Annotated in this window: 29 protein-coding genes; 16 read left to right on the top strand and 13 right to left on the bottom strand. The window is 67.0% G+C overall.

Features of this window, described 5'->3' with window-relative positions; translation table 11 throughout:
- Positions 1-3: 3 nt before the first annotated feature.
- Positions 4-792 (bottom strand): ABC transporter permease, encoded by a 789-nt coding sequence (locus ACNQPB_RS08660; RefSeq protein ID WP_498750850.1) that lies wholly within the window; start codon positions 790-792, stop codon positions 4-6.
- Entirely contained in the window at positions 789-1,763 is a 975-nt protein-coding gene (locus tag ACNQPB_RS08655) for an ABC transporter ATP-binding protein (RefSeq protein WP_498750848.1), read from the bottom strand. The genes ACNQPB_RS08660 and ACNQPB_RS08655 overlap by 4 nt, the downstream gene beginning before the upstream one ends.
- A gap of 130 nt (positions 1,764-1,893) precedes the next feature.
- Here ACNQPB_RS08655 and ACNQPB_RS08650 point away from each other — a divergent pair, with 130 nt between their 5' ends.
- From ACNQPB_RS08650 to ACNQPB_RS08625, 6 genes are read left to right on the top strand one after another with little or no spacing between them, the layout of a single operon-like run.
- Entirely contained in the window at positions 1,894-2,718 is an 825-nt protein-coding gene (locus ACNQPB_RS08650) for a helix-turn-helix transcriptional regulator (protein WP_498750846.1), read from the top strand.
- Positions 2,718-4,181 carry a Fe-S cluster assembly protein SufB gene (sufB, locus tag ACNQPB_RS08645; protein WP_498750845.1) on the top strand — a complete coding sequence of 488 codons (1,464 nt, stop codon included), beginning with the start codon at positions 2,718-2,720 and terminating at the stop codon, positions 4,179-4,181. The genes ACNQPB_RS08650 and sufB overlap by 1 nt, the downstream gene beginning before the upstream one ends.
- Before the next feature lie 2 nt (positions 4,182-4,183).
- Entirely contained in the window at positions 4,184-5,485 is a 1,302-nt protein-coding gene (sufD, locus tag ACNQPB_RS08640; protein WP_498750843.1) for a Fe-S cluster assembly protein SufD, read from the top strand.
- A 24-nt stretch (positions 5,486-5,509) separates the two neighbouring features.
- A complete protein-coding gene (locus tag ACNQPB_RS08635; RefSeq protein ID WP_498750841.1) occupies positions 5,510-5,866 on the top strand; it encodes a non-heme iron oxygenase ferredoxin subunit in 357 nt (118 codons plus the stop codon).
- 43 nt (positions 5,867-5,909) lie between these two features.
- Entirely contained in the window at positions 5,910-6,695 is a 786-nt protein-coding gene (gene sufC / locus ACNQPB_RS08630; protein ID WP_498750839.1) for a Fe-S cluster assembly ATPase SufC, read from the top strand.
- A 13-nt stretch (positions 6,696-6,708) separates the two neighbouring features.
- Complete coding sequence (locus ACNQPB_RS08625; protein ID WP_070349509.1) at positions 6,709-7,041, top strand: metal-sulfur cluster assembly factor; 333 nt, start codon at positions 6,709-6,711, stop codon at positions 7,039-7,041.
- An 84-nt stretch (positions 7,042-7,125) separates the two neighbouring features.
- Here ACNQPB_RS08625 and ypfJ read toward each other — a convergent pair whose 3' ends face one another.
- The gene (gene ypfJ, locus ACNQPB_RS08620) at positions 7,126-8,034 is read right to left on the bottom strand and encodes a KPN_02809 family neutral zinc metallopeptidase (RefSeq protein WP_498750837.1); all 909 of its coding nucleotides are present in this window, start codon (positions 8,032-8,034) and stop codon (positions 7,126-7,128) included.
- 61 nt (positions 8,035-8,095) lie between these two features.
- On the opposite strand from ypfJ, the gene ACNQPB_RS08615 reads away from it, so the two are divergent.
- Positions 8,096-9,490 carry a class I adenylate-forming enzyme family protein gene (locus ACNQPB_RS08615; protein ID WP_498750835.1) on the top strand — a complete coding sequence of 465 codons (1,395 nt, stop codon included), beginning with the start codon at positions 8,096-8,098 and terminating at the stop codon, positions 9,488-9,490.
- The gene (locus tag ACNQPB_RS08610) at positions 9,462-10,691 is read left to right on the top strand and encodes a thiolase family protein (RefSeq protein ID WP_498750833.1); all 1,230 of its coding nucleotides are present in this window, start codon (positions 9,462-9,464) and stop codon (positions 10,689-10,691) included. Before ACNQPB_RS08615 ends, ACNQPB_RS08610 begins: the two co-directional genes overlap by 29 nt.
- 10 nt (positions 10,692-10,701) lie before the next feature.
- Here the strand turns inward: ACNQPB_RS08610 and ACNQPB_RS08605 are convergent, their stop codons facing one another.
- From ACNQPB_RS08605 to ACNQPB_RS08595, 3 genes are read right to left on the bottom strand one after another with little or no spacing between them, the layout of a single operon-like run.
- Entirely contained in the window at positions 10,702-11,325 is a 624-nt protein-coding gene (locus ACNQPB_RS08605) for an energy-coupling factor transporter transmembrane component T family protein (RefSeq protein WP_498750831.1), read from the bottom strand.
- Positions 11,322-12,035, bottom strand: a complete 714-nt coding sequence (locus ACNQPB_RS08600; RefSeq protein WP_498750829.1) for an energy-coupling factor ABC transporter ATP-binding protein — start codon at positions 12,033-12,035, stop codon at positions 11,322-11,324. Before ACNQPB_RS08600 ends, ACNQPB_RS08605 begins: the two co-directional genes overlap by 4 nt.
- A 36-nt stretch (positions 12,036-12,071) precedes the next feature.
- Positions 12,072-12,680 carry a biotin transporter BioY gene (locus ACNQPB_RS08595; RefSeq protein WP_498750827.1) on the bottom strand — a complete coding sequence of 203 codons (609 nt, stop codon included), beginning with the start codon at positions 12,678-12,680 and terminating at the stop codon, positions 12,072-12,074.
- 271 nt (positions 12,681-12,951) lie between these two features.
- Between ACNQPB_RS08595 and ACNQPB_RS08590 the strand changes: the two genes are divergently transcribed.
- The gene (locus ACNQPB_RS08590; RefSeq protein ID WP_498750825.1) at positions 12,952-14,550 is read left to right on the top strand and encodes an ABC-F family ATP-binding cassette domain-containing protein; all 1,599 of its coding nucleotides are present in this window, start codon (positions 12,952-12,954) and stop codon (positions 14,548-14,550) included.
- An 83-nt stretch (positions 14,551-14,633) separates the two neighbouring features.
- On the opposite strand, the gene ACNQPB_RS08585 is transcribed toward ACNQPB_RS08590, so the two are convergent.
- Genes ACNQPB_RS08585 through ACNQPB_RS08570 form a run of 4 tightly spaced genes read right to left on the bottom strand, consistent with a single transcriptional unit; the run spans position 14,634 to position 16,727 of the window.
- Positions 14,634-15,131 (bottom strand): YbaK/EbsC family protein, encoded by a 498-nt coding sequence (locus ACNQPB_RS08585; protein ID WP_498750823.1) that lies wholly within the window; start codon positions 15,129-15,131, stop codon positions 14,634-14,636.
- The gene (locus ACNQPB_RS08580; RefSeq protein ID WP_498750821.1) at positions 15,115-15,978 is read right to left on the bottom strand and encodes an SURF1 family cytochrome oxidase biogenesis protein; all 864 of its coding nucleotides are present in this window, start codon (positions 15,976-15,978) and stop codon (positions 15,115-15,117) included. The genes ACNQPB_RS08585 and ACNQPB_RS08580 overlap by 17 nt, the downstream gene beginning before the upstream one ends.
- On the bottom strand, positions 15,979-16,257 hold the full coding sequence (locus ACNQPB_RS08575; protein ID WP_498750819.1) for a hypothetical protein: 279 nt from the start codon (positions 16,255-16,257) through the stop codon (positions 15,979-15,981).
- Positions 16,254-16,727: a DUF3099 domain-containing protein gene (locus ACNQPB_RS08570; protein WP_498750817.1), complete on the bottom strand. Its 474-nt coding sequence runs from the start codon at positions 16,725-16,727 to the stop codon at positions 16,254-16,256. Before ACNQPB_RS08570 ends, ACNQPB_RS08575 begins: the two co-directional genes overlap by 4 nt.
- 213 nt (positions 16,728-16,940) lie before the next feature.
- On the opposite strand from ACNQPB_RS08570, the gene ACNQPB_RS08565 reads away from it, so the two are divergent.
- From ACNQPB_RS08565 to ACNQPB_RS08550, 4 genes are all read left to right on the top strand, one after another.
- Positions 16,941-17,663 (top strand): beta-ketoacyl-ACP reductase, encoded by a 723-nt coding sequence (locus ACNQPB_RS08565; protein ID WP_498750815.1) that lies wholly within the window; start codon positions 16,941-16,943, stop codon positions 17,661-17,663.
- A gap of 148 nt (positions 17,664-17,811) precedes the next feature.
- The gene (locus tag ACNQPB_RS08560) at positions 17,812-18,561 is read left to right on the top strand and encodes an SDR family oxidoreductase (RefSeq protein ID WP_498750813.1); all 750 of its coding nucleotides are present in this window, start codon (positions 17,812-17,814) and stop codon (positions 18,559-18,561) included.
- A gap of 128 nt (positions 18,562-18,689) precedes the next feature.
- Positions 18,690-19,073 (top strand): hypothetical protein, encoded by a 384-nt coding sequence (locus tag ACNQPB_RS08555; protein ID WP_498750812.1) that lies wholly within the window; start codon positions 18,690-18,692, stop codon positions 19,071-19,073.
- A gap of 81 nt (positions 19,074-19,154) precedes the next feature.
- Positions 19,155-19,781 (top strand): DUF305 domain-containing protein, encoded by a 627-nt coding sequence (locus ACNQPB_RS08550; RefSeq protein ID WP_498750810.1) that lies wholly within the window; start codon positions 19,155-19,157, stop codon positions 19,779-19,781.
- A gap of 91 nt (positions 19,782-19,872) precedes the next feature.
- Here the strand turns inward: ACNQPB_RS08550 and serB are convergent, their stop codons facing one another.
- Entirely contained in the window at positions 19,873-20,766 is an 894-nt protein-coding gene (gene serB, locus ACNQPB_RS08545; RefSeq protein ID WP_498750808.1) for a phosphoserine phosphatase SerB, read from the bottom strand.
- Between the two features lie 112 nt (positions 20,767-20,878).
- Between serB and ACNQPB_RS08540 the strand changes: the two genes are divergently transcribed.
- From ACNQPB_RS08540 to ACNQPB_RS08530, 3 genes are read left to right on the top strand one after another with little or no spacing between them, the layout of a single operon-like run.
- Positions 20,879-21,664 carry an ABC transporter ATP-binding protein gene (locus ACNQPB_RS08540; protein ID WP_498750806.1) on the top strand — a complete coding sequence of 262 codons (786 nt, stop codon included), beginning with the start codon at positions 20,879-20,881 and terminating at the stop codon, positions 21,662-21,664.
- A gap of 19 nt (positions 21,665-21,683) precedes the next feature.
- Positions 21,684-22,469, top strand: a complete 786-nt coding sequence (locus ACNQPB_RS08535; protein ID WP_498750804.1) for a sulfite exporter TauE/SafE family protein — start codon at positions 21,684-21,686, stop codon at positions 22,467-22,469.
- Between the two features lie 19 nt (positions 22,470-22,488).
- Entirely contained in the window at positions 22,489-23,382 is an 894-nt protein-coding gene (locus ACNQPB_RS08530; RefSeq protein WP_498750802.1) for a TrmH family RNA methyltransferase, read from the top strand.
- Positions 23,383-23,579: 197 nt separating this feature from the next.
- Here ACNQPB_RS08530 and ACNQPB_RS08525 read toward each other — a convergent pair whose 3' ends face one another.
- Both ACNQPB_RS08525 and ACNQPB_RS08520 read right to left on the bottom strand, forming a co-directional pair.
- On the bottom strand, positions 23,580-24,317 hold the full coding sequence (locus tag ACNQPB_RS08525; RefSeq protein ID WP_498750800.1) for an SDR family oxidoreductase: 738 nt from the start codon (positions 24,315-24,317) through the stop codon (positions 23,580-23,582).
- A 100-nt stretch (positions 24,318-24,417) separates the two neighbouring features.
- The gene (locus ACNQPB_RS08520; RefSeq protein ID WP_498750799.1) at positions 24,418-24,972 is read right to left on the bottom strand and encodes a flavodoxin; all 555 of its coding nucleotides are present in this window, start codon (positions 24,970-24,972) and stop codon (positions 24,418-24,420) included.
- Positions 24,973-24,980: the final 8 nt, after the last annotated feature.

Raw genomic sequence — 24,980 nt, 5'->3', positions numbered from 1 at the left:
CTCTCAATTCCATTTGAACCAGCGGACGGCCGCGGCGCCGGGCACCACGGTCCAGAGCAGCAGGACGAACAATTGGGGCAGCGCGAAGGTGCCGTGCAGGAAGGCTTCCCGCATGGCTTCGCCCAGGGCGCCGGAAGGCAGGAAGTGTGCGAGGTTGCTGGCCACGGCGGGCAGCCGCACCGCCGGAACCACAATGCCGCCCAGGGCGCCCAGGAGGATCCACAGGAGGTTGGTGATGGCCAGGGTTGCTTCGGGACGCACGGTTCCGGCAACGAGCAGGCCCAGGGCCGTGAACGCCGCAGCGCCCAGCACGAGCATCGTCAAACCCGGCAGCCAGCCGCCGGGAGTCGGGCGCCAGCCAAGGGCCGCCGCGACCGCACCGACCACCGCAAGCTGCAGGGCCAGGACGGCCAGCACGGCCAGGATCTTGCCGGCGATGAGTCCGGTGCGGCCCAGGGGAGTGGTGGAAAGGAAGCGCAGGACGCCGTAGCGACGGTCGAAGCCGGTGGCGATGCCCTGGCCGGTGAAGGCGGTGGACATGGCGCACAGGGCGAGGATGCCGGGTACGGCGATGTCCACGCGGGGCGCGCCGAGTCCGTCGAGCAGGGGCGTGACCGTCAGTCCGAACAAGGCCAGAAGCGGCAGGATGATTGCGAGGATCAGCTGTTCGCCGTTGCGGATCATGGCCAGGGTTTCATACTTTCCCTGGAGCAGTATCCGCCGGAACAGGGGAGCCGGGGTGGACGGTCCGGGGCTCACGGGTGTCAGGCCTGTGGCGGAACGGTTGCTCATCGGATGTCCCTTCCCGAGATGTCCAGGAAAACGTCCTCAAGGCTGCGCGCCTCAAGCCGCAGCGACGCCGGCATGATGCCCTTCTCCGCCCACCAGGCCGTCAACCGGGCCAGGTGCTCGGGGGCGAGGGCGCCCGTAACCGTGTAGCTTCCGGCGCGGTCCTCAGACAACGCAAGCCCCTCGCCCAGCGCACCCAGCGCCGTGCGGAGGTCCAGCCCCGCCGGTGCATCGAAGGACAGCGTGCGTTCGGTGATTCCGTCCTTGCCGGACTCGCCGTGCTGCAGGAGCTCGGCGACCGTTCCTTCGGCGACGTTATGGCCGGCGTCGATGATGTAGACGTAGTCCGCCAGGCGTTGGGCGTCGTCCATGAGGTGGGTGGTGAGGATGATGCCCATCCCGGAGTCGCGCAGTTCGGCGATGAGTTCGAAGACGATCTGGCGCGACTGCGGATCCAGCCCCGCGCTCGGCTCGTCGAGGAACAGCACCTCAGGGTTGCCGACCAGCGCGGCAGCGAGGGCCAGGCGCTGCTTCTGGCCGCCGGAAAGGCGGCGCACGCTGCTGCGGCTGAAGGAGTCGATCCCGAGCCGCTCCACGAGGTGTTCGAGCGGCAGGGGATTGGCGTACATTCCGGCGATGTGGCGCAGCAGCGGGAGCGGACGGGCCGACGGCGGCAGGCCGCCGTCCTGCAGCATCACGCCGACGCGGGAGCGCAAGGCAGCTCCGGCCAGGTCCGGGTCTTCGCCCAGGAGCCGGATGCTGCCGCCGGACCTCTTCTGGAGGCCCTGGGCGCATTCGAGGGTGGTCGTCTTGCCGGCGCCGTTTGCCCCGAGAAGCGCGGTGACCTGCCCGCGCCCGGCATGCAGGCTGACGCCGTTGACAACCCGCAACATCTTGCCGTCAAGGGCGGCCAGCGGGCCGACGTCCTTGATGAGTCCTTCAATCGAGAGGACGGGAGATTCGGGGGAACGCACCAGAGTATTCTACGGGAAGTAGTAGCGGGCGGCTCCAAGCCCGCAGATGCCGCCCCGGCCCCGGCGTCAGGTCAGCCTTGCCTTACTGGATGCGGGGATTAGATTACGACATGATTGTGTTGTGTATTCCATGAGCAGCTCTCTTTCTGTGCCCGCGAAGCGGCACAGCACCGCCGTCGCGGTGCCGCCGGCCGCTGCCTCCGTCGTCGCCGATTCGGAGGACCGGACGCGCGACCGCGTATTGAACGCGGTGCTGGAGCACGGCCCCGTCAGCGCCGCCGAGCTCGGGGAGCTTCTTGGCTTCACGCCCGCAGCTGTCCGCCGCCACCTCGATCACCTGGAACGCGCCGGCGTCATCGAAGTGAAGCGGGTTGCCAAAGCCGGGGCAGGCGCAGGCCGTCCCGCACGCCGCTACGTGCTGAGCTCCCAGGGCCAGTCGAAGATCGGCGACGACTACCTGAACATCGCAGGCACCGCGCTGCGACACCTGAAGGAACTGGCCGGCAACGATGCCGTGCGTGACTTCGCCGTCGAACGCTTCGCCGACATGGAACAGCGCTATGCGCCCGAGATCGACTCCGCCGGCAGCGACATCACTGCCCGTGCCATGGCCCTGTCCAGGGCGCTGAGCCGCGACGGTTACGTCGCCTCAGCCGCCTCCATCGAAAGCAAGGCCCCGCTGCCCGCATCGCTGTCCAGCGTGCAGCTGTGCCAGGGTCACTGCCCCATCCAGCACCTGGCGGCCGACTTCCCCGAATTCTGCGAAGCCGAAACCGACGTGTTTTCCCGGCTCCTTGGCGTCGATGTCCGCAGGCTCTCCACCCTTGCGCGGGGCGGACACGTCTGCACCACCCACATACCCACCGGCAGGCCCGCCTCGAAGGAGAGCACCCATTCTCCTGAAGGCCGGGTCGCGTCCCGTAAAGAATCAAACAATCAGCAAGGAAGGCCGTAATGACGGACCAAATAGCGGAGAAGGCGGTAGCTGACGGCACTGTGATCTCGGAGATTCTGGAAAGGAATCCCGAACTTCACGGCATCGGCAACTACGAGTACGGCTGGGCCGACAAGAACGATGTCGGCGCCAATGCGCGCCGTGGACTCAACGAAGAGGTTGTCCGTGACATCTCGGACAAGAAGAGCGAGCCCGAATGGATGCTCGACTTGCGCCTCAAGGGCCTGAAGTACTTCGACCGGAAGCCCATGCCCACCTGGGGCGCCGACCTCTCCGGCATCGACTTCGACAACATCAAGTACTTCGTGCGTTCCACCGAGAAGCAGGCTGCTTCCTGGGAGGATCTGCCCGAGGACATCCGCAACACCTACGAGAAGCTGGGCATCCCGGAAGCCGAACGCAACCGCCTGGTGGCCGGCGTCGCCGCCCAGTACGAATCCGAGGTCGTGTACCACCAGATCCGTGAGGACCTGGAGAAGCAGGGCGTCATCTTCCTGGACACCGACACCGCGCTGAAGGAACACCCGGAGATCTTCCAGGAATACTTCGGCACCGTCATTCCGGTGGGCGACAACAAGTTCGCCTCCCTGAACACTGCCGTGTGGTCCGGCGGTTCCTTCGTGTACGTGCCCAAGGGCGTTCACGTGGAAATCCCGCTCCAGGCCTACTTCCGCATCAACACGGAAAACATGGGCCAGTTCGAGCGCACCCTGATCATCGCCGACGAGGACTCCTACGTCCACTACATCGAAGGCTGCACCGCGCCGATCTACACCTCGGACTCCCTGCACTCGGCCGTCGTAGAGATCATCGTGAAGAAGGGCGCCCGCGTCCGCTACACGACCATCCAGAACTGGTCCACCAACGTGTACAACCTGGTCACCAAGCGCGCCATCTGCGAAGAAGGCGCCACGATGGAATGGATCGATGGCAACATCGGCTCCAAGGTGACCATGAAGTACCCGGCCGTGTACCTGGTGGGCGAGCACGCCAAGGGCGAAACCCTGTCCATCGCCTTCGCCGGCGAGGGCCAGCACCAGGACACCGGCTCCAAGATGGTCCACATCGCTCCGAACACCAAGAGCTCCATCATCTCCAAGTCGGTGGCCCGCGGCGGCGGCCGCGCCGCCTACCGCGGCCTGGTCCAGATCCGTGAAGGCGCAAAGCACTCGGCCAACACCGTGCGCTGCGACGCCCTCCTGGTGGACACCATTTCCCGCTCGGACACCTACCCGTACATCGACATCCGCGAGGATGACGTTGTGCTTGGCCACGAGGCAACCGTTTCCCGCGTCAGCGAAGAGCAGCTCTTCTATCTGATGTCCCGCGGCCTGCCCGAGGACGAGGCCATGGCGATGATCGTGCGCGGCTTCATCGAGCCGATCGCCCGCGAATTGCCCATGGAATACGCTCTCGAGCTGAACCGCCTGATTGAACTGCAGATGGAAGGATCCGTCGGTTAACGATGACTGAGACCACTACTGAAAAGGCGCGCATCGGCGCGCCCTCCGCCCAGCCGTTCATCAACGGGTTCACCGAGGAAGGCGAGAACCTCTCGCCGATCAACGCCAACGGCACCGTCGTGGCGCCGTCGTCCGGTCCTCTCGCGGGCAGCTCCGCCAAGGGCCACTCGCACGGCGGCGGCGTCGGCGTCCCGGACAGCTCGCGCGCCGGACGCCTGACCTCCTACACGCTTGAGGACTTCAAGGCACTGACCGGCCTGGAAGAAGACTGGCGCTTCACCCCGCTGCGCCGCCTGCGCGGACTCCACACGGAGGCCCTCAGCGGTGCCGCCCCCGCCGTCAGCGTGACCGCGCCCGACGGCGTCACGGTCGAGACCGTGGGCCGCGACGACAAGCGCGTCGGTTCCGCGGGCATCCCCGAAGACCGGGTCTCGGCCAACGCCTGGGCCAACTTCAAGGAAGCCACCGTCATCACGGTTCCGGCCGAGACCACTCTTGAAAACGAAGTCACCGTGGTCCTGGCCGGCCAGGGCTCCGAGGCTTCCGCCCAGCACCTGGTGATTGTGGCCGAGAAGTTCTCCAAGGCCATGGTTGTCCTCGGCCACGAGGGCACGGCGGTCGTGTCCGAGAACGTTGAAATCGTCCTCGAAGACGGCGCCGAACTCACGGTCGTCTCCCTGCAGGAATGGAACGACGATTCCGTCCACGCTTCCTCGCAGCAGGCCAAGATCGGCCGCGACGCCAAGTTCAAGCACATCGTGGTCAGCCTCGGCGGCAACGTGGTGCGTGTGACCCCGACGGCCCGCTTTGCCGCCCCCGGCGGTGAGGTCGAACTCTTCGGCCTGTACTACGCCGACGCCGGCCAGCACCTTGAGCACCGCACTTTCGTTGACCACTCGCAGCCGAACTGCAAGTCCAACGTCCTGTACAAGGGTGCGCTGCAGGGCAGGGACGCCCACACCGTGTGGGTCGGCGACGTCCTGATCCAGAAGCAGGCCGAGGGCACCGACAGCTACGAGAAGAACCAGAACCTGGTGCTGACCGACGGCTGCCGTGCAGACTCCGTGCCGAACCTCGAAATCGAAACAGGGCTCATCGAGGGTGCTGGCCATGCCAGCGCCACGGGCCGTTTCGACGACGAGCACCTGTTCTACCTCATGGCTCGCGGTATCCCCGAAGATATTGCGCGGCGCCTCGTGGTGCGCGGCTTCCTCAACGAAATCATCCAGAAGATCAAGGTCCCGGCCCTGGAAGAGCGCCTGACGGACGCCGTCGAGCGCGAACTCTCCGCGGTCGAGAACTAAGACCGGCCAGGCAGGAAACAGACCATGAGCGACAAACCCCACGGCGAACTGGTGTGCAACGCCAACGACATCCAGGTCAAGCAGGCGCTGCGCATCCTCATCGACGACTACCCGGTAGCCATCGTGAAGGACTCGATGGGCGACATCCACGCCATCGGGGACACCTGCTCGCATGCGGATATCTCCCTCGCCGAGGGCGAAATCGAAGGCTGCGCGATCGAATGCTGGGGCCACGGTTCCCAGTTCGACCTGCGCAGCGGCCAGCCGCTCCAGCTTCCCGCCTACGATCCCGTCCCCGTCTTCGCCGTCGCCCTCGACGGCGACGACGTCTACGTGGACGTGAGCAACGTTGTGAACGGCGCCCCGGTCCACAACTACTGAGCGCGCCGCAAACCGAGACTTTAAGAACGAAAGAAAGAAGAGCATGTCTACTCTTGAGATCAAGGACCTGCACGTCAGCATCGAGACTGAGCAGGGCACCAAGGAGATCCTGAAGGGCGTCAGCCTCGCCATCAAGACCGGCGAGACCCACGCGATCATGGGCCCCAACGGTTCGGGCAAGTCCACCCTCGCTTCCACCATCGCCGGCCACCCCCGCTACACCGTGACCAGCGGCAGCATCACCCTGGACGGCGAAAACGTCCTGGAGATGAGCGTCGACGAGCGTGCCCGCGCCGGCGTCTTCCTGGCCATGCAGTACCCCGTGGAAGTTCCGGGCGTCACCATGACCAACTTCCTGCGCACCGCCAAGACCGCGATCGACGGCGAAGCCCCCGCCCTGCGCACCTGGACCAAGGACGTCAAGGCCGCCATGCAGGAATTGCGCATCGACGCCGATTTCGCACAGCGCAACGTCAACGAAGGCTTCTCCGGCGGTGAGAAGAAGCGCGTGGAGATCCTCCAGCTGGAGCTCTTCAAGCCGAAGTTCGCCGTGCTGGACGAAACCGACTCCGGCCTGGACGTCGACGCCCTCAAGGTCGTTTCCGAGGGCGTCAACCGCGCCCACTCCACCGGCAACATGGGCACCTTGCTCATCACCCACTACACCCGCATCCTGCGCTACATCAAGCCGGAATTCGTGCACGTCTTCGTTGACGGCAAGGTTGTGGAAGAGGGCGGCCCCGAGCTCGCCGACCGTCTCGAAGAAGAGGGTTACGACCGCTACCTGAGCGGCGCCGGCGCAGCCGTTGCTCCCGCTGCCCAGGCCTAGTTAGGATCACCTTATGACCGAAATCAACGCAGCCCGTACGAGCCTGGAAGATGTCGAAGAGGCACTCAAGGACGTCATCGACCCCGAATTGGGTGTCAACGTGGTGGACCTTGGGCTGCTCTACGGTCTGAAGTACTCCGAAGAAGACGGCGCTCTGCTGATCGACATGACGCTGACCACCGCGGCCTGCCCGCTGACCGATGTCCTTGAGGAACAGGTCGGCAAGGCCTTGGACGGCGTCGTGGACGACTGGCGGCTGAACTGGGTTTGGATGCCGCCGTGGGGTCCCGAGCGGATCACCGACGACGGCAAGGACCAGATGCGGGCCCTCGGCTTCAACATCTAAGCGTCTCCACAGCCTGACGACGACGGCGGCGGGTCACCTTCCACACGGAAGGCGGCCCGCCGTCGTCGGCGTTAATAATCCGGCTTAAGGCCGGGCGACCGCGAAGGTGTCGCACTTGTTGATGTCCCCCGTGTTGTAGCCCTGGCTGAACCATTTCTGCCGCTGCGCACTTGAGCCGTGGGTCCAGGCTTCGGGGGAGACCCTGCCGGTGGCGGCTTTCTGGATGCGGTCATCGCCGACGGCGGAGGCAGCGGACAGCGCATCGGCCAGGTCCTGCTTGGTGAGCGGATCGAGGAAGGCCTTGCCGGTGCCCGGATCCTTGGCCGTGCTTGCGTACCGCGCCCACAGGCCGGCATAGCAGTCGGCCTGCAGTTCCACACGGACGGCACCCGATTGCGGTCCCTGGGGGTCCTCCTGGGCGCGGTCCAGGTTTCCGAGCAGGTTCTGGACGTGGTGCCCGAATTCGTGGGCCACCACATACTCCTGGGCGAGCGGACCTCCGGACGAACCGAAGCGGTCCACCAGCTCCTGGAAGAAGCCCGGGTCGAAGTAGGCCGTCCGGTCCGACGGGCAGTAGAAAGGCCCCACTTCGCTGGTGGCTGTGCCGCAGCCGGTGGAAGTAGCCTGGCTGAAGATCACGGTCTGCGGGCGCGGGTACTTCACCTGGTAGTCGGCCAGGTATGCCGGCCAGAAGCTGTTGAGGCTGTTGACCGTGCCAAGGATCCGGCAATCCAGGCGCTTGTCAGCGTCCGCACCGGTGCGGCATTCCTGGGTGCCGCCGGAAGATTGCGTGGTCCCGGGGCCGACCGCCGGCGGCTGGCCACTTCCGGTGATGCCTTCGAGGATCTGCGGATTGACCCCCAGCAGCACCAGGATCAGGGCAACAATTCCGCCGCCGATGCCGCCGCCGATCTTCACTCCCCGGCCCGATCCGCCGCCACGGCGGTCCTGCACCTGGCTGGGATCCAGCTGCGCTCCGTCATTGAAACTCATAGTGCCAACCATAGAACGTCACAGGGGGCGGGCAAGGTGCTGCGGGAGCTAAAATGCTCTGGTGCCTTTCCTGAACAAGCTTCAGCTCTGGGCCGAAGACCGTCCCGACGAAACTGCCGTCGCCGTAGGCGGGAAACGGCTGACCTGGGCGCAGCTGCGCGATGATGCGACGCTGCGCCTGGACGAAACCCCTGCCACCACGGTGCTGACGGAAGCGAACTCGCTGCAGTTCGTGGTGTCCTTTGCAGCCGCCGTCGCGGGCGGGCGACGTTGCGCCGTGCTCGACCCGCTCTGGCCGGCGCCGCTGATCGAGGAAGTATCCCGTCGCATCGGCCCCGGGGGCGGGTTTGCTGACGGCGATGGACTGCTGGACGGGCCGCCGGACTCGGACTTCCTGGTCGGCCTGACCTCCGGCACGACTTCCGTTCCCAAGGCCTTCACCCGTTCGCGCCGCTCCTGGCAGCTCTCCTTCGACGCGTCCGTCGAATTCTTCGGCCTCGATCAGGACGACGTGACCCTGGCGCCCGGCCCCCTGGCCGCGAGCCTGAATCTCTACGCCTTGTCCGAGTGCCTCTATGCGGGGGCCGCCTTCCACACCCTGGAGCATTTCGACGTCGGCGACGCCCACGCGGCAATCGCCCACGACGGCGTCACCCGCCTGGTGCTTACCCCTACCGTGCTGCGGCTGCTCAGCGAACGCGGGCTGGCCGGCGGCGTGGACGCCTCCGGGATCCGCAGCATCATCTGCGCCGGTTCCAAGCTTGACTCCCGCACGCTCGAGGCAGCCCGCCGCTGGGCCCCGAATGCGGCGATCTTCGAGTACTACGGCGCCTCCGAGCTCAGCTTCGTCTCCGGCACCTGCCTGGCCGCGGGGGAGCCGCTCGACGCCGGCGGCACCGGGATCGGCGGACCGTTCCCCGGCGTCGAAGTTTCCATCCGGGATGATTCCGGCACGGAAGTTGCTTCGGGCGGGCACGGCAACATCTGCGTGCGCAGCGGCATGGTGTCCAACGGCTATCTGTGGGGCGACGACGGGCATGCGCTGCGTTCTTTCGGCGACTGGTACACGGTGGGGGACCAGGGGTACCTGGAGGACGGGGTACTGCACATCCTGGGCCGCCGCTCCGACATGATCCTGTCCGCCGGACGGAACGTCTACCCGCATGAGGTGGAGCTGGCGCTGGCAGCTGTGCCAGGGGTCTCCGCGGCGGTGGCCGCCGGCATGCCGGATGAGCTGCGTGGCCAGCGCGTGGTCGCCGGAATCCTGCCGGCATTCGGGGCCGTCACCGCCACCCAGATCCGCACCGGACTGGACGGGCTGCTCGCCCGCGAAAAGCGGCCGCTGCAGTATTACCTGCTCACCGAACTTCCCGTCACGGACCGCGGCAAGGTCAGCCGGCGGGTGCTCCTGGAATGGATCGCGGACAATGACCCGCGGGCCCGGATCCTTGGCTAAGGGCATTCCGGCACCGGCTGCGGAGCCCCGGCGTGACCCGGAGCTGCAGCCGGTCGTCATCGCGGCCCTCCGCACGCCGGTCTGCCGGGCCGGCGGACAGCTGAAGTCCCTGCGCGCCGAAGAGCTCCTGGCGCCCGTGCTGCGTTCCCTCCTGGATGCCACCGGCATCGCGGGTGGCCAGGTCAGCGATGTGGTGATCGGCAACGCCGTGGGTGGAGGCGGCAACCTGGCCCGTCACGCCGCCCTGCTGGCGGGCCTGCCTGTCAGTGTGCCGGGCATGGTGGTGGACCGGCAGTGCGGCTCGGGGCTGGACGCGATCGTGCTGGCGTCCCGCTTGCTCGCCGCCGGCGGTGACGGGATCTACCTGGCCGGCGGCGTGGAGAGCATCAGCACCGCCCCGTTGCGTGCCTACCCGGGCCGGACCCCGGATGAGGCTCCCGGGTTCTACACCCGCGCACGCTTCGTGCCGCCGCAGTTCGGCGATCCGGACATGGGGGTCGCGGCCGAGAACGTGGCCCGTGAGTACGGGATCAGCCGGGAACGCCAAGACGGCTTCGCCCTGCGCAGCCACCAGCGGGCGATTGCGGCCCGGGAGGCCGGACGCTTCGACGGCGAAATCCTGCCGCTGGCGGTGGCCGGGACAACGGTGGCGTCCGACGACGGTCCCCGCCCCGCGCTCAGCGCTGCGGTCCTGCGGCGCTTCCCGCCCGCCTTCGTCCCGGAAGGAACCGTCACCGCCGGGAACTCCTGCTTCGACGCCGACGCCGCCTCCGCCGTCGTCATCACCTCGCTGCGGCGGGCCCGCGAACTCGGGGTCCCGGACGCGCTGCTGGTGCTCGGCAGCGAGACGGCGGGCGTCGATCCGGAACTCCTGGGCGTCGGCGCGGCCGCCGCGGCGGCACGGCTGCTGGAACGCCACGGCACACCGGCCGCGGAGGTGGACCTCGTGGAATTCAACGAGGCGTTCGCCGCCCAGGCGATCGCCTGCTTCGACGCCTTGGGGATCGATCCGCACCGGGCCAACCTCGACGGCGGCGCCCTCGCCCTGGGGCATGGCTACGGGGCCTCGGGCGCGGTCCTCGTCACCCGGCTGCTGGCGCAGGCCCGCTCTGCCGGACGGGACGGGACCAGCGCGTTGGCCATGATCAGCATCGCGGGCGGAATGGGAACAGCGGCCCTGTTCAGGTACCTGCGTTTCTAGTGGCCGCCGCTTAATGGTCGGCGTCGCCCAGTCCCCGGGCCGCGAGGGCGTCACCGGTCTGCCGGGCGTAGGCCACCGTGGAAATGAACACCGGCAGCACCAGGGCCCGCGGGTTGCGTTCCAGGCCCCGGGCACGGGCCGCGTCGCGGACGTCGGCGAAGGTGCCCGCGATGAACGGAATGCTGCGCAGCATCACGGCGATCGTCAGGGCGAACCGTTCCGGGTCGGCCCCGAAACGGCGGAACGGGCGCGCGAGCCCGGCGACGCCGTCGAGCAGGTCCTGGACGGGCGTGGTGGCGGTCAGCACCGACGCCGCTACCACGCATACCAGCACGTTGAGGACGATCCGGGCGGCCGTCGGCCCGCCGAGCTGCCACCATTGGAACAGGCCGATCAGCAGCAGCACGGGCGCCATGAGCCACAAGGCCCGGAGCAGGCGCCGTACCCCCGCGCCGCTGAGCAGGAACAGCCCGCACATCACCGCGAACACGACGGCGGACACCAGCCAGTCGACGATCAGGAAGGACGCCGCCCCGCAGCCGGCCACCAGCAGGAATTTCGCCCACAACGGCGTCCGGTGCAGCAGCGAGTTCCCTGGAATGTGGTTGGCCAGGAGGAAGCCGTGGCCCCTCACGGGGCGTCCTCGAACGACGCCGCACACAGCGCGCGGTAATGGTCGACGGCGGGTGCCGGGCCGCCGTCGAACACGATCCGCGCGTTGTCCACCACCAGGACGCGGTCCATGTCGAGGGCCAGTTCGAGATCGTGCGTGGACATGACCACCTGCTGTGCCAGGCCCGCAACGGTGCGGCGGAGCAGTTCCTTGTTGCGCAGGTCCAGCAGGGTGGAGGGCTCATCGAGGACGAGCACCGCGGGGTCGACCGCAAGAACCACGGCCAGCGCGAGCAGCTGCCGTTCACCGCCGGAGAGCTCATAGATGCTCTGGTCCGCGAGGTGCAGCAGGCCGAAACGGTCCAGCACCGATTCCGCCCGGGCAACGCGCTCGGGTGCGTTCTTCACGGTGCGGCGCAGGGACAGCTCCACGTCCTCACGGCCCGTTGGCATCACCAGCTGGGACAGCGGATCGGTGAAGACGAACCCCACCTGGCCGCGGACCTTGCGCACCTGCTCCACCGTGCCGGCGCCGTTGATGCGCACTGTGCCGCCGCTGGGCAGCACCAGGCCGTTGAGCAGCCGCAGCAGGGTGGACTTGCCCGAGCCGTTGGCGCCGATCACCCCGATGCGGCGCTCAGTAAGTTCCAGGTTCACCCCGTCGAGCAGTGTTTTCGGCGCGTCCTGGCCGTCCACGGTGACGCGGACTGAAACGTCCTTCAGCTCGATCATGATGTCCTTGGGTTGCTTGGCCGTTGTTGGCGGACGTTACTTGACGCGGCGGACCAGCAGATCCGGGAATGCCTTGTGCAGCGAGACGGCAATGATCGCGGCCAGGACGTTCTTGATGATATCGCCGGGGTAGTAGACGAGGTCGGCGAGGAAGGCCTTGCCGAGGTCCAGCTTGCCGTTGACCATCATGCCGAGGACGCCGAGCCCGTGGACGAGCACGATGCTGACCACCATGGCGGCGGCGAAGAAGAACACGGCGCGGTACTTGACCGTCCTGCGGATGACGACGGCGGCCAGCCAGCCCACGGCGGCGGCGGCCAACGGGAAGGCGATGATGTAGCCGGCCGACGGGCCGGCCAGGATGCCCAGGCCGCTCCGGCCGCCGCTGAAGATCGGCAGTCCGGCCAGGCCGATGAGGACATACAGTCCGACGGCAGCGAAACCGCGCCCCGCGCCCAGCACCAGGCCGGTGAGCATGACAGTGAGGGTCTGGATGGTGATCGGCACGCCGAGGGCGCCCATCGGGACGCCGGGCACGAAGGCGGCCGCGGCCACGAGAGCCGCGAAGACGGCGATCAGGCCGAGGTCGGTGGCGTTCCATTGCTTGCGCACTTGCGGGCGGGTGGCGGTGTCGTTCTGGCTCATTGCGGTCCTGTCGGTTAAGGCCTGGTGCGGGTGGGTGGGTTCCCCTCTTCCGAGGGTAGTTATGCGGGGCGCCGCCGTTTTTGGAGGCTTCAGACAAGCCGCCCGGCGCCGCTTTGTCAGGCTGTGTACAAAACGCCGGCCAGCGCCGCCTGCTCCGTGCGCGGCCGCCGCCGGACGGACCGGTAGACTTGGACGGGCCGCATTCGCGGTCCTCCCCGCCGCCGGCAGCTTCGATGTGCCGCGGCGTCCCCGTTGAAAGGCACCCGAAGAATTGATCACCGTCCAGGAACTCGAACTCCGCGCCGGCGCCCGCCTGCTGATGGACCAGGTCAACTTCAGGGTGGACAAGGGGGACAAAATCGGGCTGGTGGGCCGCAACGGCGCCGGCAAGACCACGCTCACCCGCGTCCTCGCCGGTGAAGGGCTTCCCGCCGCCGGCAAGGTGACCCGCAGCGGCGAGATCGGCTACCTGCCGCAGGATCCCCGCACCCCGGACATGGAGCAGCTCGCCCGGGACCGGATCCTTTCCGCGCGCGGCCTGGACATCGTCGTCGGGAAACTGAAGAAGGCCCAGGCCGAGATGTCCAGCGAGGACGCGGCCGTGCAGCGCAAGGCCATGAACCGCTATGACCGCCTCGAAGCGGAGTTCCTGGCCGGCGGCGGCTACGCTGCCGAGGCCGAGGCTGCAGCCATTTCCTCGAACCTGGCCCTCCCGGAGCGCATCCTAAACCAGCCGCTGAAGACCCTCTCCGGCGGCCAGCGCCGCCGCGTAGAGCTGGCCCGGATCCTGTACTCGGACGCCGAGACCCTGCTCCTGGACGAACCGACCAACCACCTCGATGCTGACTCGATCTCCTGGCTCCGGGACTTCCTGAAGGGCCACCAGGGCGGACTGATCGTCATCAGCCACGACGTGGAGCTCCTCGAAGCCACGGTGAACAAGGTCTACCACCTGGACGCCAACCGGGCCCAGATCGACTACTACAACATGGGTTGGAAGCGGTACCTGCAGCAACGCGAAACAGATGAGCGCGCCCGCAAGCGCGAACGCGCCAACGCCGAGAAGAAGGCCCAGGTGCTGATCGACCAGGCCAACAAGATGCGCGCCAAAGCCACCAAGGCCGTCGCGGCGCAGAACATGGCCAAGCGGGCCGAACGGCTCCTCAGCGGCCTTGAGGCCGTCCGCGAGCAGGATCGCGTGGCAGCCTTGCGCTTCCCGGAGCCCGCACCTTGCGGCAAGACCCCGCTCACCGCCGAAGGCCTGAGCAAGTCCTACGGGTCGCTCGAAATCTTCACGGACGTGGACCTCGCCATCGACCGCGGCTCCAAGGTGGTCATCCTGGGCCTCAACGGTGCCGGCAAGACCACCCTGCTGCGGATGCTCGCCGGGGTGGATACGCCCGATTCCGGTGAGATCGTTCCGGGGCACGGCCTGAAGGTGGGCTACTACGCCCAGGAACACGAAACCCTGGACCACGACCGCACCGTGCTGGAGAACATGCGTTCCTCCGCCCCGGACATGAAGGATGCAGAGGTCCGCGGCATCCTCGGTTCGTTCCTGTTCTCCGGCGACGACGTCGACAAGCCGGCAGGAGTGCTCTCCGGCGGCGAGAAGACCCGTTTGGCGCTGGCCACCATCGTGGCTTCCAGTGCGAATGTCCTGCTCCTGGACGAACCGACCAACAACCTCGACCCCGCCAGCCGCGCCGAAATCCTTGGCGCCCTGCGCAACTACAGCGGCGCCGTCGTGCTGGTGAGCCACGACGAAGGCGCCGTGGAGGCGCTCAACCCGGAGCGCGTGGTGCTGCTGCCGGACGGCGTCGAGGATCTCTGGAACTCCGACTACCTGGACCTCATCACCCTGGCCTAGCTTTCGCGGGCGGCACGCCCGACTGACTCGCACTAAGGCCGTTTTGAACAGTCAAAGCGGCCTTAGTTGCGAGCTGCTTGGGCTCAGCGGACTCGCAGCGGCTCTGCTCCCGTGATCCGGGCGAGGTCCTGGTAGCTGATCGAGAACATCGAGGAGTGGTCGCCGCCGCCTGCCCACAGCAGCGGATGCCGTTCAAGGGATTCGTCCAGGATGGTCCGGATGCGCCGGGGATGTCCGACCGGAGCCACGCCGCCCACCTCCTGGCCGGTGTGCTCAAGGACGAAGTCCGGGCTGGCACGGCGGACCTTTCCGCTGCCCAACTGGGCGGCCACAAGTGAGGTGTCCACGCGTGCCGCGCCGCTGGCGAGGATCAGGAGGGGGCCGCCGTCGTGCTCGAAGACCAGGCTGTTGGCAATCGCCGCGACATCGCACCCCAGCTGTTCCGCGGCGGCCGCGGCAGTGGGCACACCGGCGCTGAAAAGCTGCATCGTGTCTGGCAGCCCGGCCGCGAGGAGCGCGCTCCTGACGTTGTCCACGGCCTCCGGGGAACCGGCGGCTTGCGCGTCAGTAGCCTTGGGCATCGAGAATCGCGTCTTCCTCTTCTTCGGATGTGCGGCGCTTGGACTTGCGGGCAGGCTTCGAACCGGAGGCCTTGACCCGGGCAGCGGCGCCGAAGTCGTCGTCCTCGCCTTCGGCGTCGATCCGCGCGTTGCGGGCCTGCTGCCGGGCGGCGTAGCCAAAGCCCACGAACATGAGCACACCGAACGCAAACCACTGCAGGGAGTAGGACAGGTGCGTGCCTTCATCCGTGGCCGGCTTGGGGAAGGCAACGGGCATCGACGCCGGTGCCGGGGTTTCGCCGGCCAGCTGGCCGTAGGCGCCGGTCAGCAGAGGATAGGGGAGTTCGGTTCCGAAACCGGGCAGGTCGATTGAGGCCAGCTGGCCCTCGACGGCGCCGCGGTCCAGTTTCGCTTCACCGGGCTTGAGGCGCACGACGACGGTCACCTCACCGGAGGGCGGGGCCGGGATGCTGTCCGGCCGGCCGGGGGTCTTGTTGCCGATGGGCAGCCAGCCGCGGTCGACCACGACGGCCTCGCCGCTGTCCAGACGGAAGGGGACCACCACTTCGTAGCCCGGCTGGCCGTTGAGCGGGCGGTTGCGCACCACGCGTTGGCCCGCCACGTCGTAGCGGCCGCTGAGCTCAACCTGGGTCCATTCCTTCGCCGGGTCCAGGGACTGGAACTGGGCTTTTGCCTGGCTGAAGGGGATGGGCGTGGCCGAGTAGTTGCTGACCACGCGGTTGATCTCGGCGAGGGTTTCGGCGCGCCGGTCCATCTGCCAGCGTCCCAGAAGCACGCAGCCGGTGGCGAAGATCAGCGCCAGCACGAAGTAGCCCAGCCATTTGCTGGAGAAGAGGAACCGGTACATTCAGTGGTTTCCATCCTGTGCCGGGCCTGTTGTTCCTACGGCCGTCTCCGGGGTGAAGGGAACGGTCTCCTTCCAAAGTCCGCGGGTCTGCAGGTAGTCCTCCAGCCAGTCGCGGTGCTCTGCGCAGGAGAGCCACACCTTCCGCCGTTCGGGGGTGTGGATGCGGGGGTTGTTCCACAGCAGTTGCCAGCTTGCCTCGGCGCGGCAGGCTTTGCGGGAACAGATAGCGGGGGCGCCTTCTGGACCGCCTGCGGGGGAGCCGGGGAAAAGCAGGCTCACGACGCCGCCTGCCCGCGGCCGTCGTCGGGCCGGCTTTGAGAGTCGGGCACATCGTTCTCGTCGACGATTTCGCCTTCCATGATGGTCATCGGCTGCTCGGTCTCCGCTTCCTCTGGTGTTCCTGTTTCCTGCGAGCGATCAGGACCCTCCAGTTCAGCCGCCGGAACGTAGTCCAGCAGGGCATCGCTGTGGACCTCGGCCCTGTCGCTGCCATTGGCGATAACCACCGCGATCCACGGCAGGAGGACAGCCCCGGCCACCGCAACGAGCTTGAACCAGCCGTCCACCACGAAGATCAGGATGATGCAGACCATGCGGATGCCCATGGCCACGGCATACTTGATCATCCGTTCGCGCATGTCTTCCGAATGCGCGGCCGCGGCGTCGGTGATGCTGTGGACTTCCGGGTACGCAGAATCCGGCACCGGGTTCCCTGCTCCCCGGTCCAGGGGGCGGTCATGTCTTGTCACAGCTTGTTCACCACGCTCCAAAATGCTCCCTTCAATTCTCTCACCACGGCACTTGGCGCCCAAACCGCGCCTGAACCGCAGCTGCGCCGTCACGTCCGCTGACGGCCGGTATGCCTTTCCGCGGGGGCGCCGGGCCGCGGCTAAGATCGATCCGGGAAACATCCTTCTTCACAGTGCGGCAGCTTCCTGCCGCGGGATCACGGAGCACAGAGCATGTCTGAAACAGCAAACGGTCGGAGCGTACTCATCACCGGCGGCAACCGCGGCATTGGCCTGGCCATCGCCGAGGCCTTCCTTGCCAACGGAGACAAGGTGGCCGTGACCTACCGCAGGGAGTCCCCGCTTCCCGAAGGCATCCTCGGCGTCCGCGCAGATGTGACGGACGAGGCCTCCCTCGACGCCGCGTTCAAGGAAGTCGAAGCCGCCCACGGACCCGTCGAGGTGCTCGTTGCCAACGCCGGCATCACCAAGGACACCCTGCTGCTGCGGATGAGCGAAGACGACTTCACCTCCGTATTGGACACGAACCTCACCGGCGCGTTCCGCGCGATCAAGCGCGCTTCCAAGGGCATGATCCGCCTGCGCAAGGGCCGCGTGGTGCTGATCTCCTCCGTGTCCGGCCTGTACGGCGCGCCGGGCCAGATCAACTACTCCGCCTCCAAGGCCGGCCTGGTGGGCATCGCCCGCTCCCTGACCCGCGAACTCGGCAGCCGCGGCATCACCGCGAACGTCGTGGCGCCGGGCTTCATCAACACCGACATGACCGCCGAGCTCCCCGAGGAGACCCAGAAGGACTACCTGGCGAGCATCCCTGCCGGCCGTTTCGCCGAGCCCACTGAGGTGGCGAACGTGGTCCGCTGGATCGCCAGCGACGAGGCCGCGTACATCTCCGGCGCCGTCATCCCGGTCGACGGCGGCCTGGGCATGGGCCATTAACGGAGCTTTCGCTTCCACCGCCGGTCCTGCTGCCGCGATTCCGTGCCGCCTCTTTTGTGGAATGCCCACAAAAGGAAAACGGCGCTGCGCTGGCATGATGGATACCGGACCCACACTGTTTTGGACGTCATGAACAAAAGGAGCTCGAATGGGACTGCTCGATAACAAGACCGCAATCGTCACCGGATCGTCCCGGGGCATCGGCGCGGAGATTGCCAAGATCCTCGCAGGCGAGGGTGCCGCCGTCGTCGTCAACTACCGCCAGAAGGCCCCGCGGGCCAACAAGGTTGTCGCCGGAATCCAGGAGGCCGGCGGCCGTGCCGTGGCCGTGGGCGCAGACCTGACCACCGTGGAAGGCGTGCACGCGCTGGCCAGCGCAGCCATGGAGGAATTCGGTTCCCTCGACGTCCTGGTCCTCAACGCTTCCGGCGGCATGGAATCGGGCATGGAGGAAGGCTACGCGCTCAAGCTCAACCGCGACGCGCAGCTGAACATGCTCAACGCGGCCGTCCCGCTGATGGCCGAAGGTTCCCGGGTAGTCTTCGTGACCAGCCACCAGGCACACTTCATTGACACCATCCCCACCATGCCGGAATACGAGCCGGTGGCGCGCAGCAAGCGCGCCGGTGAGCTGGCGCTGCGCGAACTGCTGCCGAGCCTCGAGGACAAGGGCATCTCCCTCGTGGTCGTCTCCGGCGACATGATCGAAGGCACCGTCACCGCGACGCTGCTTGACCGCTCCAACCCGGGCGCCATCGAGGCCCGCCGCGCCGAGGCCGGCAAGCTCTATTCGGTGGAAGAGTTCGCCGCCGAGGTGGCCAAGATGGTGACCGCCGACGTCGAAAGCGGCCACACCGAGTACGTCGGCGGCGCCGACTACTTCGGAAAGAGCGCCTAGCTTTTTCCGCCCCGCAGGGGCAACGGAAGTCCCGGACGGCAGGTGCCGTCCGGGGCTTCTTTCGTTGCGATTTATACCCCCTAGGGGTATCGTAAAAATTCGTGTGGAACGACCGGGGAGTGGCAGGCATGCGGGCATTGGCAGCCAGGCTGGCATTGTTTCTTGCCGTGGCCGCGGTTATCGCCGGACTCCTTGGCATGCACGTGCTCAACGGCCAGCATGCCGGGCACACGGCCGGTGCCGCAGCCATGGACCTGTTGCCAGCAGAGGCCGCCGCGGTTCACGCCATGCACTCCCTGGACGCCCGCGGCTGCGGTTGTTCCGGTCCATGTCCCGAGGTCTCCGAAACACATCCCTCCTGTGTTCCGATGCCGAGCAACCTGAGCTTGGATGCGCCGGGCGGCTCACCGCTGGTGCTGCCGCCGGCCCCGCCGGTCATGCGGTTGAGCGCCCCCGTGGTCGCGGATCCGCGCAGTCCCTCCTTGCAGGAGTTGTGCATCAGCCGGTGCTGAGCGGTCGCCTAAGCGGCCGCCCTTTGGCAGCCGCCGCAAGCACAAGCCCGCACCGGTACAACCCCAGACAAGGAACCTGCAATGACCATCCAGAACACCTTCACGAAGCCGCGCGCCGCTGCCGCCGCGGTGCTGCTCGCCGCCGGACTCACGCTCACCGCCTGCGCTGGCGGAACGGGAAGCGGCGCTCCCTCGGGGAACGGGCACGACGCCGGAATGCACCAGCAGGGCCAGTCCGCCGCAGCGCACAACCAGGCAGATACCGCTTTTGCGCAGGCCATGATCGTCCACCACCAGCAGGCCCTCGACATGAGCGAAAGCATGCTCGGGAAGAAGGACCTCCCACAGTCCGTGACCGCCCTGGCGCAGCGGATGAAAGATGCCCAGGGTCCGGAAATCGCCGGCATGACCGCCTGGCTCAAAGCCTGGAACGAACCCGTGGAAATGGCTGCCGGCCACGCCGGGCACTCCATGGAAGGCATGCTCAGCGAGGAGGAACTGGCCAAGCTGGACACCGCCCAGGGCAAGGAAGCGGCCAGGATGTTCCTCACCCAGATGATCGCCCACCACGAAGGCGCGGTCAGCATGGCCAAGGATCAAACGGCGAACGGCAAGGATTCGTCCGCCGTGAAGCTGGCCACCGCGATTGTCACGGCGCAGCAGGCGGAGATCAAGGAGATGCAGGAACTGCTCGCCACCCTCGGCTGATCCGGATACGCAGAAGGCCGTGGCCCCCTCCAAGCGGGATGGGGCCACGGCCTTCGCCGTTTCGGGAACTGTGCCGTCTAAGGGACCGGACTCAGACGCCGGCGATGTGCCGGACCGCGTCCAGGTAGGGCATGTTGATGGCGGCGTCGGCCACGGCGCGCACCGCCGGCTTGGCGTTGAAGGCGACGCCGATTCCCGCGGCGCCGAGCATGTCAAGGTCGTTGGCGCCGTCGCCCACCGCGATCGTGTGCCCCAGGTCGATGCCCTCCGCGGCCGACCACTGGCGCAGGTATTTCTCCTTGGCGGCGCGGTCGATCACGTCGCCGAGTACCCTGCCGGTCAGGGCGCCATCCACGATTTCCAGTTCGTTGGCAATCCAGTAGTCCAGGCCCAGCTCCTCGGCGATCGGGCGCAGGATCTGGTTGAAGCCGCCGGACACCACGGCCACGGCGTGGCCTGCTGCCTTGAAGGCCGCCACGAGTTCGGCCGCTCCCTCGCTCAGGCGCACCTCGGCGCGGACGGAATCGACGACGTCGGCCGGCAGCCCGGCGAGCACGGCCACCCGGGCGTGCAGGCTCTGGGCGAAGTCCAGTTCGCCGCGCATGGCGGCTTCGGTGACGGCCGCGACTTCCTCGCGCTTGCCCGCGTGGGCGGCGAGGAGCTCGATCACTTCCTGCTGGATGAGCGTGGAATCGACATCCATGATGAGCAGCTTGCGGGGCGCCTGGCGCAGGCTGTCCGGAACGACTGCGGTATCCACGCCGGCGCCGGCGGCACCGGCCAGCAGTCGGCGCAGCGGCGTGAGGTCGGCGGAGAGTCCGTTGTCCACGGAAAGGCCCACCGTGTAGACACTGAACCGCTCGTCCCCGGAGCGTGCCTCGGAGGTCAGGGAAGCGCCGGCCGAGGAAAGCACATTCCGCAGGTTTTCCAGCTCCAGGGGGGACAGATTCACGCCATAGCTGACGGCGGTCACGTTCGAACTCATGGCTGCAATCTTAGCCAGCGCGGCGGGGCACCCTGAATTCGATATGACGGCCCGCCGTATGACTGCCGGCCGGTTATCAATCGGCCCGGATTTTGTCCTAGTGTCTATTCCTATGAGTGATGTTCTTGAGCTGACTTCTGTCAGTGTCGTCCGGGGTTCAAAGACTTTGCTGGACAAGGTGGACTGGCAGGTCAACGACGGCGAACGCTGGGTCATCCTTGGTCCCAACGGCGCAGGCAAGACCACGCTTCTCCAGATCGCCGCTGCCCGCATGCACCCCAGCAGCGGAACGGCCGGCATCCTCGACGAAACCCTTGGCCGCGTGGACGTCTTCGAACTGCGCCCCCGCATCGGCCTCTCCTCGGCGGCCCTGGCCAACCACATCCCGGAACACGAGAAGGTCCTCAACGTCGTGGTCACCGCCGCGTACGGCGTCACCGGCCGCTGGCGGGAAGGCTACGAGCGCGACGACGAGCGCCGCGCCTTCGCCCTGCTCAACGAATGGGGCATGGGCCCCCTCCTGAACCGCACCTTCGCCTCGCTGTCCGAGGGGGAGCGCAAGCGGGTACAGATCGCCCGCGCCCTCATGACCGATCCCGAGCTCCTGCTCCTGGATGAACCGGGCGCCGGCCTGGACCTGGGCGGACGCGAGGAACTGGTTCACCGCCTTGCCGAGCTCGCCAATGATGAGGACGCTCCGGTGATGGTCCTGGTGACACACCACCTCGAGGAAGTCCCGCCGGGCTTCACGCACGCGATGCTGTTGCGCGACGGCGGCGTGGTCGCCGCCGGGCCCATCGACGAAGTCCTGACGGCGGAACACCTCAGCACCACCTTCGGCGTGGACTTGGACGTCACCGAGAACGCGGGACGCTACACCGCCACCGCCCGCCGCTGAGCCGGCCGCTTCCGAAACAGTGGAGTTGCTCAGCGGCGTCATCACGTTCATCGCCGGCCTGTGGGCCGGCACCATCAACGCAGTGGTCGGTTCCGGCACGCTCGTGACCTTCCCGGTGCTCATCGCCCTCGGAATCACTCCCGTCGTCGCCTCAATGAGCAACGCCATGGGCCTCGTGGCCGGCGCAGCCGCCGGCGCGTGGGGCTATCGGCGCGAACTGACGGGCCGCGGCAAGCAGTTGCTGCAGCTTCTTCCGGCGTCGCTGCTGGGCGGCATCACGGGTGCCTGGCTGCTGCTGCACCTGCCGGAGAAGGTCTTCTTCGTCGTTGCCCCGGTGCTCCTGGTCCTGGCCCTGCTCATGGTCATCTTCCAGCCGCGATTGCAGGCCTGGGTGCGGCGGCGCGAGGAAAACCCGGAGCACGCCATCAAGGACAAGAACCACGGCGTCCTGCTGGTGGTGCTCGTCTACCTGGCCGGCGTCTACGGCGGCTACTTCGTGGCGGCGCAGGGCATCCTGCTCGTGGGGATCCTTGGCGTGTTCATGACCGGGACCATCCAGAACGCCAACGCCATGAAGAACATCCTCGTGCTCGGCGTGAACATGGTGGCCGCCGTTTCCTACATGCTCTTCGCCTTCGGCCGGATCAACTGGACCGTGGTGGCCCTGATCGCTGTCAGCTCGACCATCGGCGGCCTGATGGGCTCCAAAGTGGGCCGCCGACTGTCTCCGCCCGTGCTGCGCGGGGTCATCTTCGTCCTCGGCCTGGTGGCGCTCGGCTTCATGGTCGCCAACCTGCTGAAATAACTGCTGAGAGAAACGCCCGGTGACTTTCCACTACCTCGAATCCGCCGACGATCCGCGCGTCTCCGACTACACGCAGCTCACCGACGTGCACCTGCGCAAGCTCAGGGAGCCGGAAGAGGGCATGTACATCGCCGAATCCTCCCGGGTGCTTCGGCGCGCCCTCGCCGCCGGCCACCAGCCCCGGTCCTTCTTCCTGGCCGAAAAATGGCTTGAGGACCTCGACGACGTTTTCCGGCAGTTCCCGGACGTTCCGGTCTACATCGGGGAAGCGATGCTGCTCGAGCAGATCACCGGATTCCACCTGCACCGCGGCGCGATGGCCGCCATGCACCGGCCCGCCCCGGTCCCGCTGGAAACCCTCCTGGCGGGCGCCCGCCGGGTGGCGGTCCTGGAGGACATCGTGGACCACACCACTGTGAGTGGTCGCAAATTACAAGGGCCGGAAACCACTCAACTACGAGGACGATCACGGATTGCAGTCCTTGAGAACCTTACCGACCATACAAACGTTGGGGCGATTTTCCGAAGCGCCGCAGCCATCGGCGTCGACGCTGTCCTGGTCTCGCCCCAGTGCGCCGACCCGCTGTACCGGCGCTCCATCCGGGTGTCGATGGGCACTGTGTTCCAGGTGCCATGGACCCGGATCGAGTCGTGGCCTGGAGACCTTGAGGTCCTTAAGGAAGCAGGTTACTTTGTGGCCGGCATGTCGCTCGGCGAAGGGGCCATCACGCTCGACGAGCTTGTCGCCCAGGACCATCCGAACCTCGCGCTGGTCTTCGGCACCGAGGGAGAGGGGCTGACCCCGGAAACGGACATAGTGCTCGACCGGCGCGTCACGATTCCGATGATGAACGGCGTCGATTCACTGAATGTCGCGGCGTCATCGGCTGTTGCGTTTTATGCGACCAGGTAGCGGCTGAGCGCGACTGCAACCATCTGACCGCGGTGTCAGGCCCAAATGAAGAGCTAGAGATGCCCTGGTTTCTGAGGCGAAGCCGCAGGTCAGAGCACCTTTTGCCACCACCGGAAGGCGCGGGAGGGCATCACCAGCTCTTGGTCGGCCCACCGGGTCCCCAAGCTATTCTCTGCGATTTTGTACTTGTGAAATACTCAGCCGAGCTGGTCGGAGGGGCGGAGTAGGACCTCGTTGATAGCCAGGTGCCGGGGACGGGCGAGGATGAAAGCGATGACCTCTGCAACCTCTTCGGGCTTCACCATGGCCTGGTCGTAACCCTTCTGCACGGCCTCGCGGGTGGCTTCGTGGGTGATGTGGGTCGGCAGTTCGGTGTCGACGACGCCGGGCTCAATGAGAGTGACCCGGACACCGGGCAGGAGCTCCTGACGCAGAGACTCCGACCATCCGTTGATTCCCCACTTGGAGGCGGCGTAGACGCCGTTGCCAGCGCGTGCGGTGCGGCCGGCGACGGAGGAGACGTTGATCAGGTCACCGGCCTCACCGTCCTTGAGTTGGTCGAGGAAGACCTCAGTGGAGGTGATCGCGCCGAGGAGGTTGGCTTCGATCATGGCTCGGTAGTCCTGGTGCTGCGTAGTGGAGAAGGGACCGAGGAGCATGATTCCGGCGTTGTTCATCAGGACGTCGGCCCCGCCGAGCTCGTCCTGCACGCGCTGTGCGGCGGCGAGGAGGGACTTGCGGTCGGTGACGTCGGCCTGGATAGCGATGGAGCCGTTGGCCAGTTCTTGGGCGATGGCTTCGATGCGGTCCATGCGGCGGGCCAGGAGCGCGATCTTGTAGCCGTCGGCGGCGAGGGCGCGGGCGGTGGCGGCTCCGATGCCGGAGGATGCGCCGGTGATCACTGCGACGCGGGTGCTGTTCTGGGGGTCAGTCACTGGAGACTCCTTGTGTTGTTGGTTCTTGCTCTGTTCATCGGACCAGGGCCGCGCGCCGGGAGGAAGGAACTACGAGTTCCACTCTCGCCAGCGGTTCGGGTCATATCAGGTTGTTGCTGCGGAGCCAGGCTTCGACTGCTGCTGGCGTTCCTGCTGCGTCGACGTCTTCGCCGCGGACTGCGAGCCCTTCTCGAACTTCGCTGGCGCGCAGGGCGTCGCGGTACATCTTGTCGATGCCGGCCATGCCGGAGACGGCGTAAGTGACGAACGGCAGGACCCGTTTGCCGGTGAGGTCGACGCGTTCGATGAAGGTGGACATGATCATGGGCGCGCGCACGTTCCAGACGGGGCTGCCCAGCAGCACGGTGTCATACCCGCTCACGTCTGGCAGTTGACCGGCGATCGCGGGTCGTGCGTCGGTGTTCTGTTCCCGCACGTTGCGCTGGACGGTGGGGTCATACGCCGTGGGGTAGGGATCCGCCTCGGTGATCTCGTAGACGCCGCAGGTGATGCGTTGGGAGATCAGCTGTGCCAGCCGTTTGGTGTTGCCGACCACCAGCTCACGCCGGCCACCTTCCCAGTAGTTCTCGCCAGCGCGGGAGAAATGGACGAGCAGGGTCTTTGATCTTTTCGAGGGCTGCTGGCCGGGCGTCATGTCGGGTG

Origin of the sequence: Curtobacterium sp. LFS079, from assembly GCF_047977865.1 — a bacterium.
Lineage (GTDB): Bacteria > Actinomycetota > Actinomycetes > Actinomycetales > Micrococcaceae > Arthrobacter.
Note: the sequence above shows the minus strand (reverse complement) of the source record. Positions and strands in the feature narration are given on the sequence as shown.

Coding starts and splice junctions, on each gene's coding strand:
- ACNQPB_RS08660 (WP_498750850.1), bottom strand. CDS start 792: ATGAGCAACCGTTCCGCCACAGGCCTGACACCCGTGAGCCCCGGACCG.
- ACNQPB_RS08565 (WP_498750815.1), top strand. CDS start 16,941: ATGTCTGAAACAGCAAACGGTCGGAGCGTACTCATCACCGGCGGCAAC.
- ACNQPB_RS08650 (WP_498750846.1), top strand. CDS start 1,894: ATGAGCAGCTCTCTTTCTGTGCCCGCGAAGCGGCACAGCACCGCCGTC.
- ypfJ (WP_498750837.1), bottom strand. CDS start 8,034: ATGAGTTTCAATGACGGAGCGCAGCTGGATCCCAGCCAGGTGCAGGAC.
- ACNQPB_RS08560 (WP_498750813.1), top strand. CDS start 17,812: ATGGGACTGCTCGATAACAAGACCGCAATCGTCACCGGATCGTCCCGG.
- ACNQPB_RS08610 (WP_498750833.1), top strand. CDS start 9,462: ATGACCCGCGGGCCCGGATCCTTGGCTAAGGGCATTCCGGCACCGGCT.
- sufD (WP_498750843.1), top strand. CDS start 4,184: ATGACTGAGACCACTACTGAAAAGGCGCGCATCGGCGCGCCCTCCGCC.
- ACNQPB_RS08580 (WP_498750821.1), bottom strand. CDS start 15,978: ATGTACCGGTTCCTCTTCTCCAGCAAATGGCTGGGCTACTTCGTGCTG.
- sufC (WP_498750839.1), top strand. CDS start 5,910: ATGTCTACTCTTGAGATCAAGGACCTGCACGTCAGCATCGAGACTGAG.
- ACNQPB_RS08540 (WP_498750806.1), top strand. CDS start 20,879: ATGAGTGATGTTCTTGAGCTGACTTCTGTCAGTGTCGTCCGGGGTTCA.
- ACNQPB_RS08555 (WP_498750812.1), top strand. CDS start 18,690: ATGCGGGCATTGGCAGCCAGGCTGGCATTGTTTCTTGCCGTGGCCGCG.
- ACNQPB_RS08585 (WP_498750823.1), bottom strand. CDS start 15,131: ATGCCCAAGGCTACTGACGCGCAAGCCGCCGGTTCCCCGGAGGCCGTG.
- sufB (WP_498750845.1), top strand. CDS start 2,718: ATGACGGACCAAATAGCGGAGAAGGCGGTAGCTGACGGCACTGTGATC.
- ACNQPB_RS08520 (WP_498750799.1), bottom strand. CDS start 24,972: ATGACGCCCGGCCAGCAGCCCTCGAAAAGATCAAAGACCCTGCTCGTC.
- serB (WP_498750808.1), bottom strand. CDS start 20,766: ATGAGTTCGAACGTGACCGCCGTCAGCTATGGCGTGAATCTGTCCCCC.
- ACNQPB_RS08635 (WP_498750841.1), top strand. CDS start 5,510: ATGAGCGACAAACCCCACGGCGAACTGGTGTGCAACGCCAACGACATC.
- ACNQPB_RS08550 (WP_498750810.1), top strand. CDS start 19,155: ATGACCATCCAGAACACCTTCACGAAGCCGCGCGCCGCTGCCGCCGCG.
- ACNQPB_RS08595 (WP_498750827.1), bottom strand. CDS start 12,680: ATGAGCCAGAACGACACCGCCACCCGCCCGCAAGTGCGCAAGCAATGG.
- ACNQPB_RS08600 (WP_498750829.1), bottom strand. CDS start 12,035: ATGATCGAGCTGAAGGACGTTTCAGTCCGCGTCACCGTGGACGGCCAG.
- ACNQPB_RS08625 (WP_070349509.1), top strand. CDS start 6,709: ATGACCGAAATCAACGCAGCCCGTACGAGCCTGGAAGATGTCGAAGAG.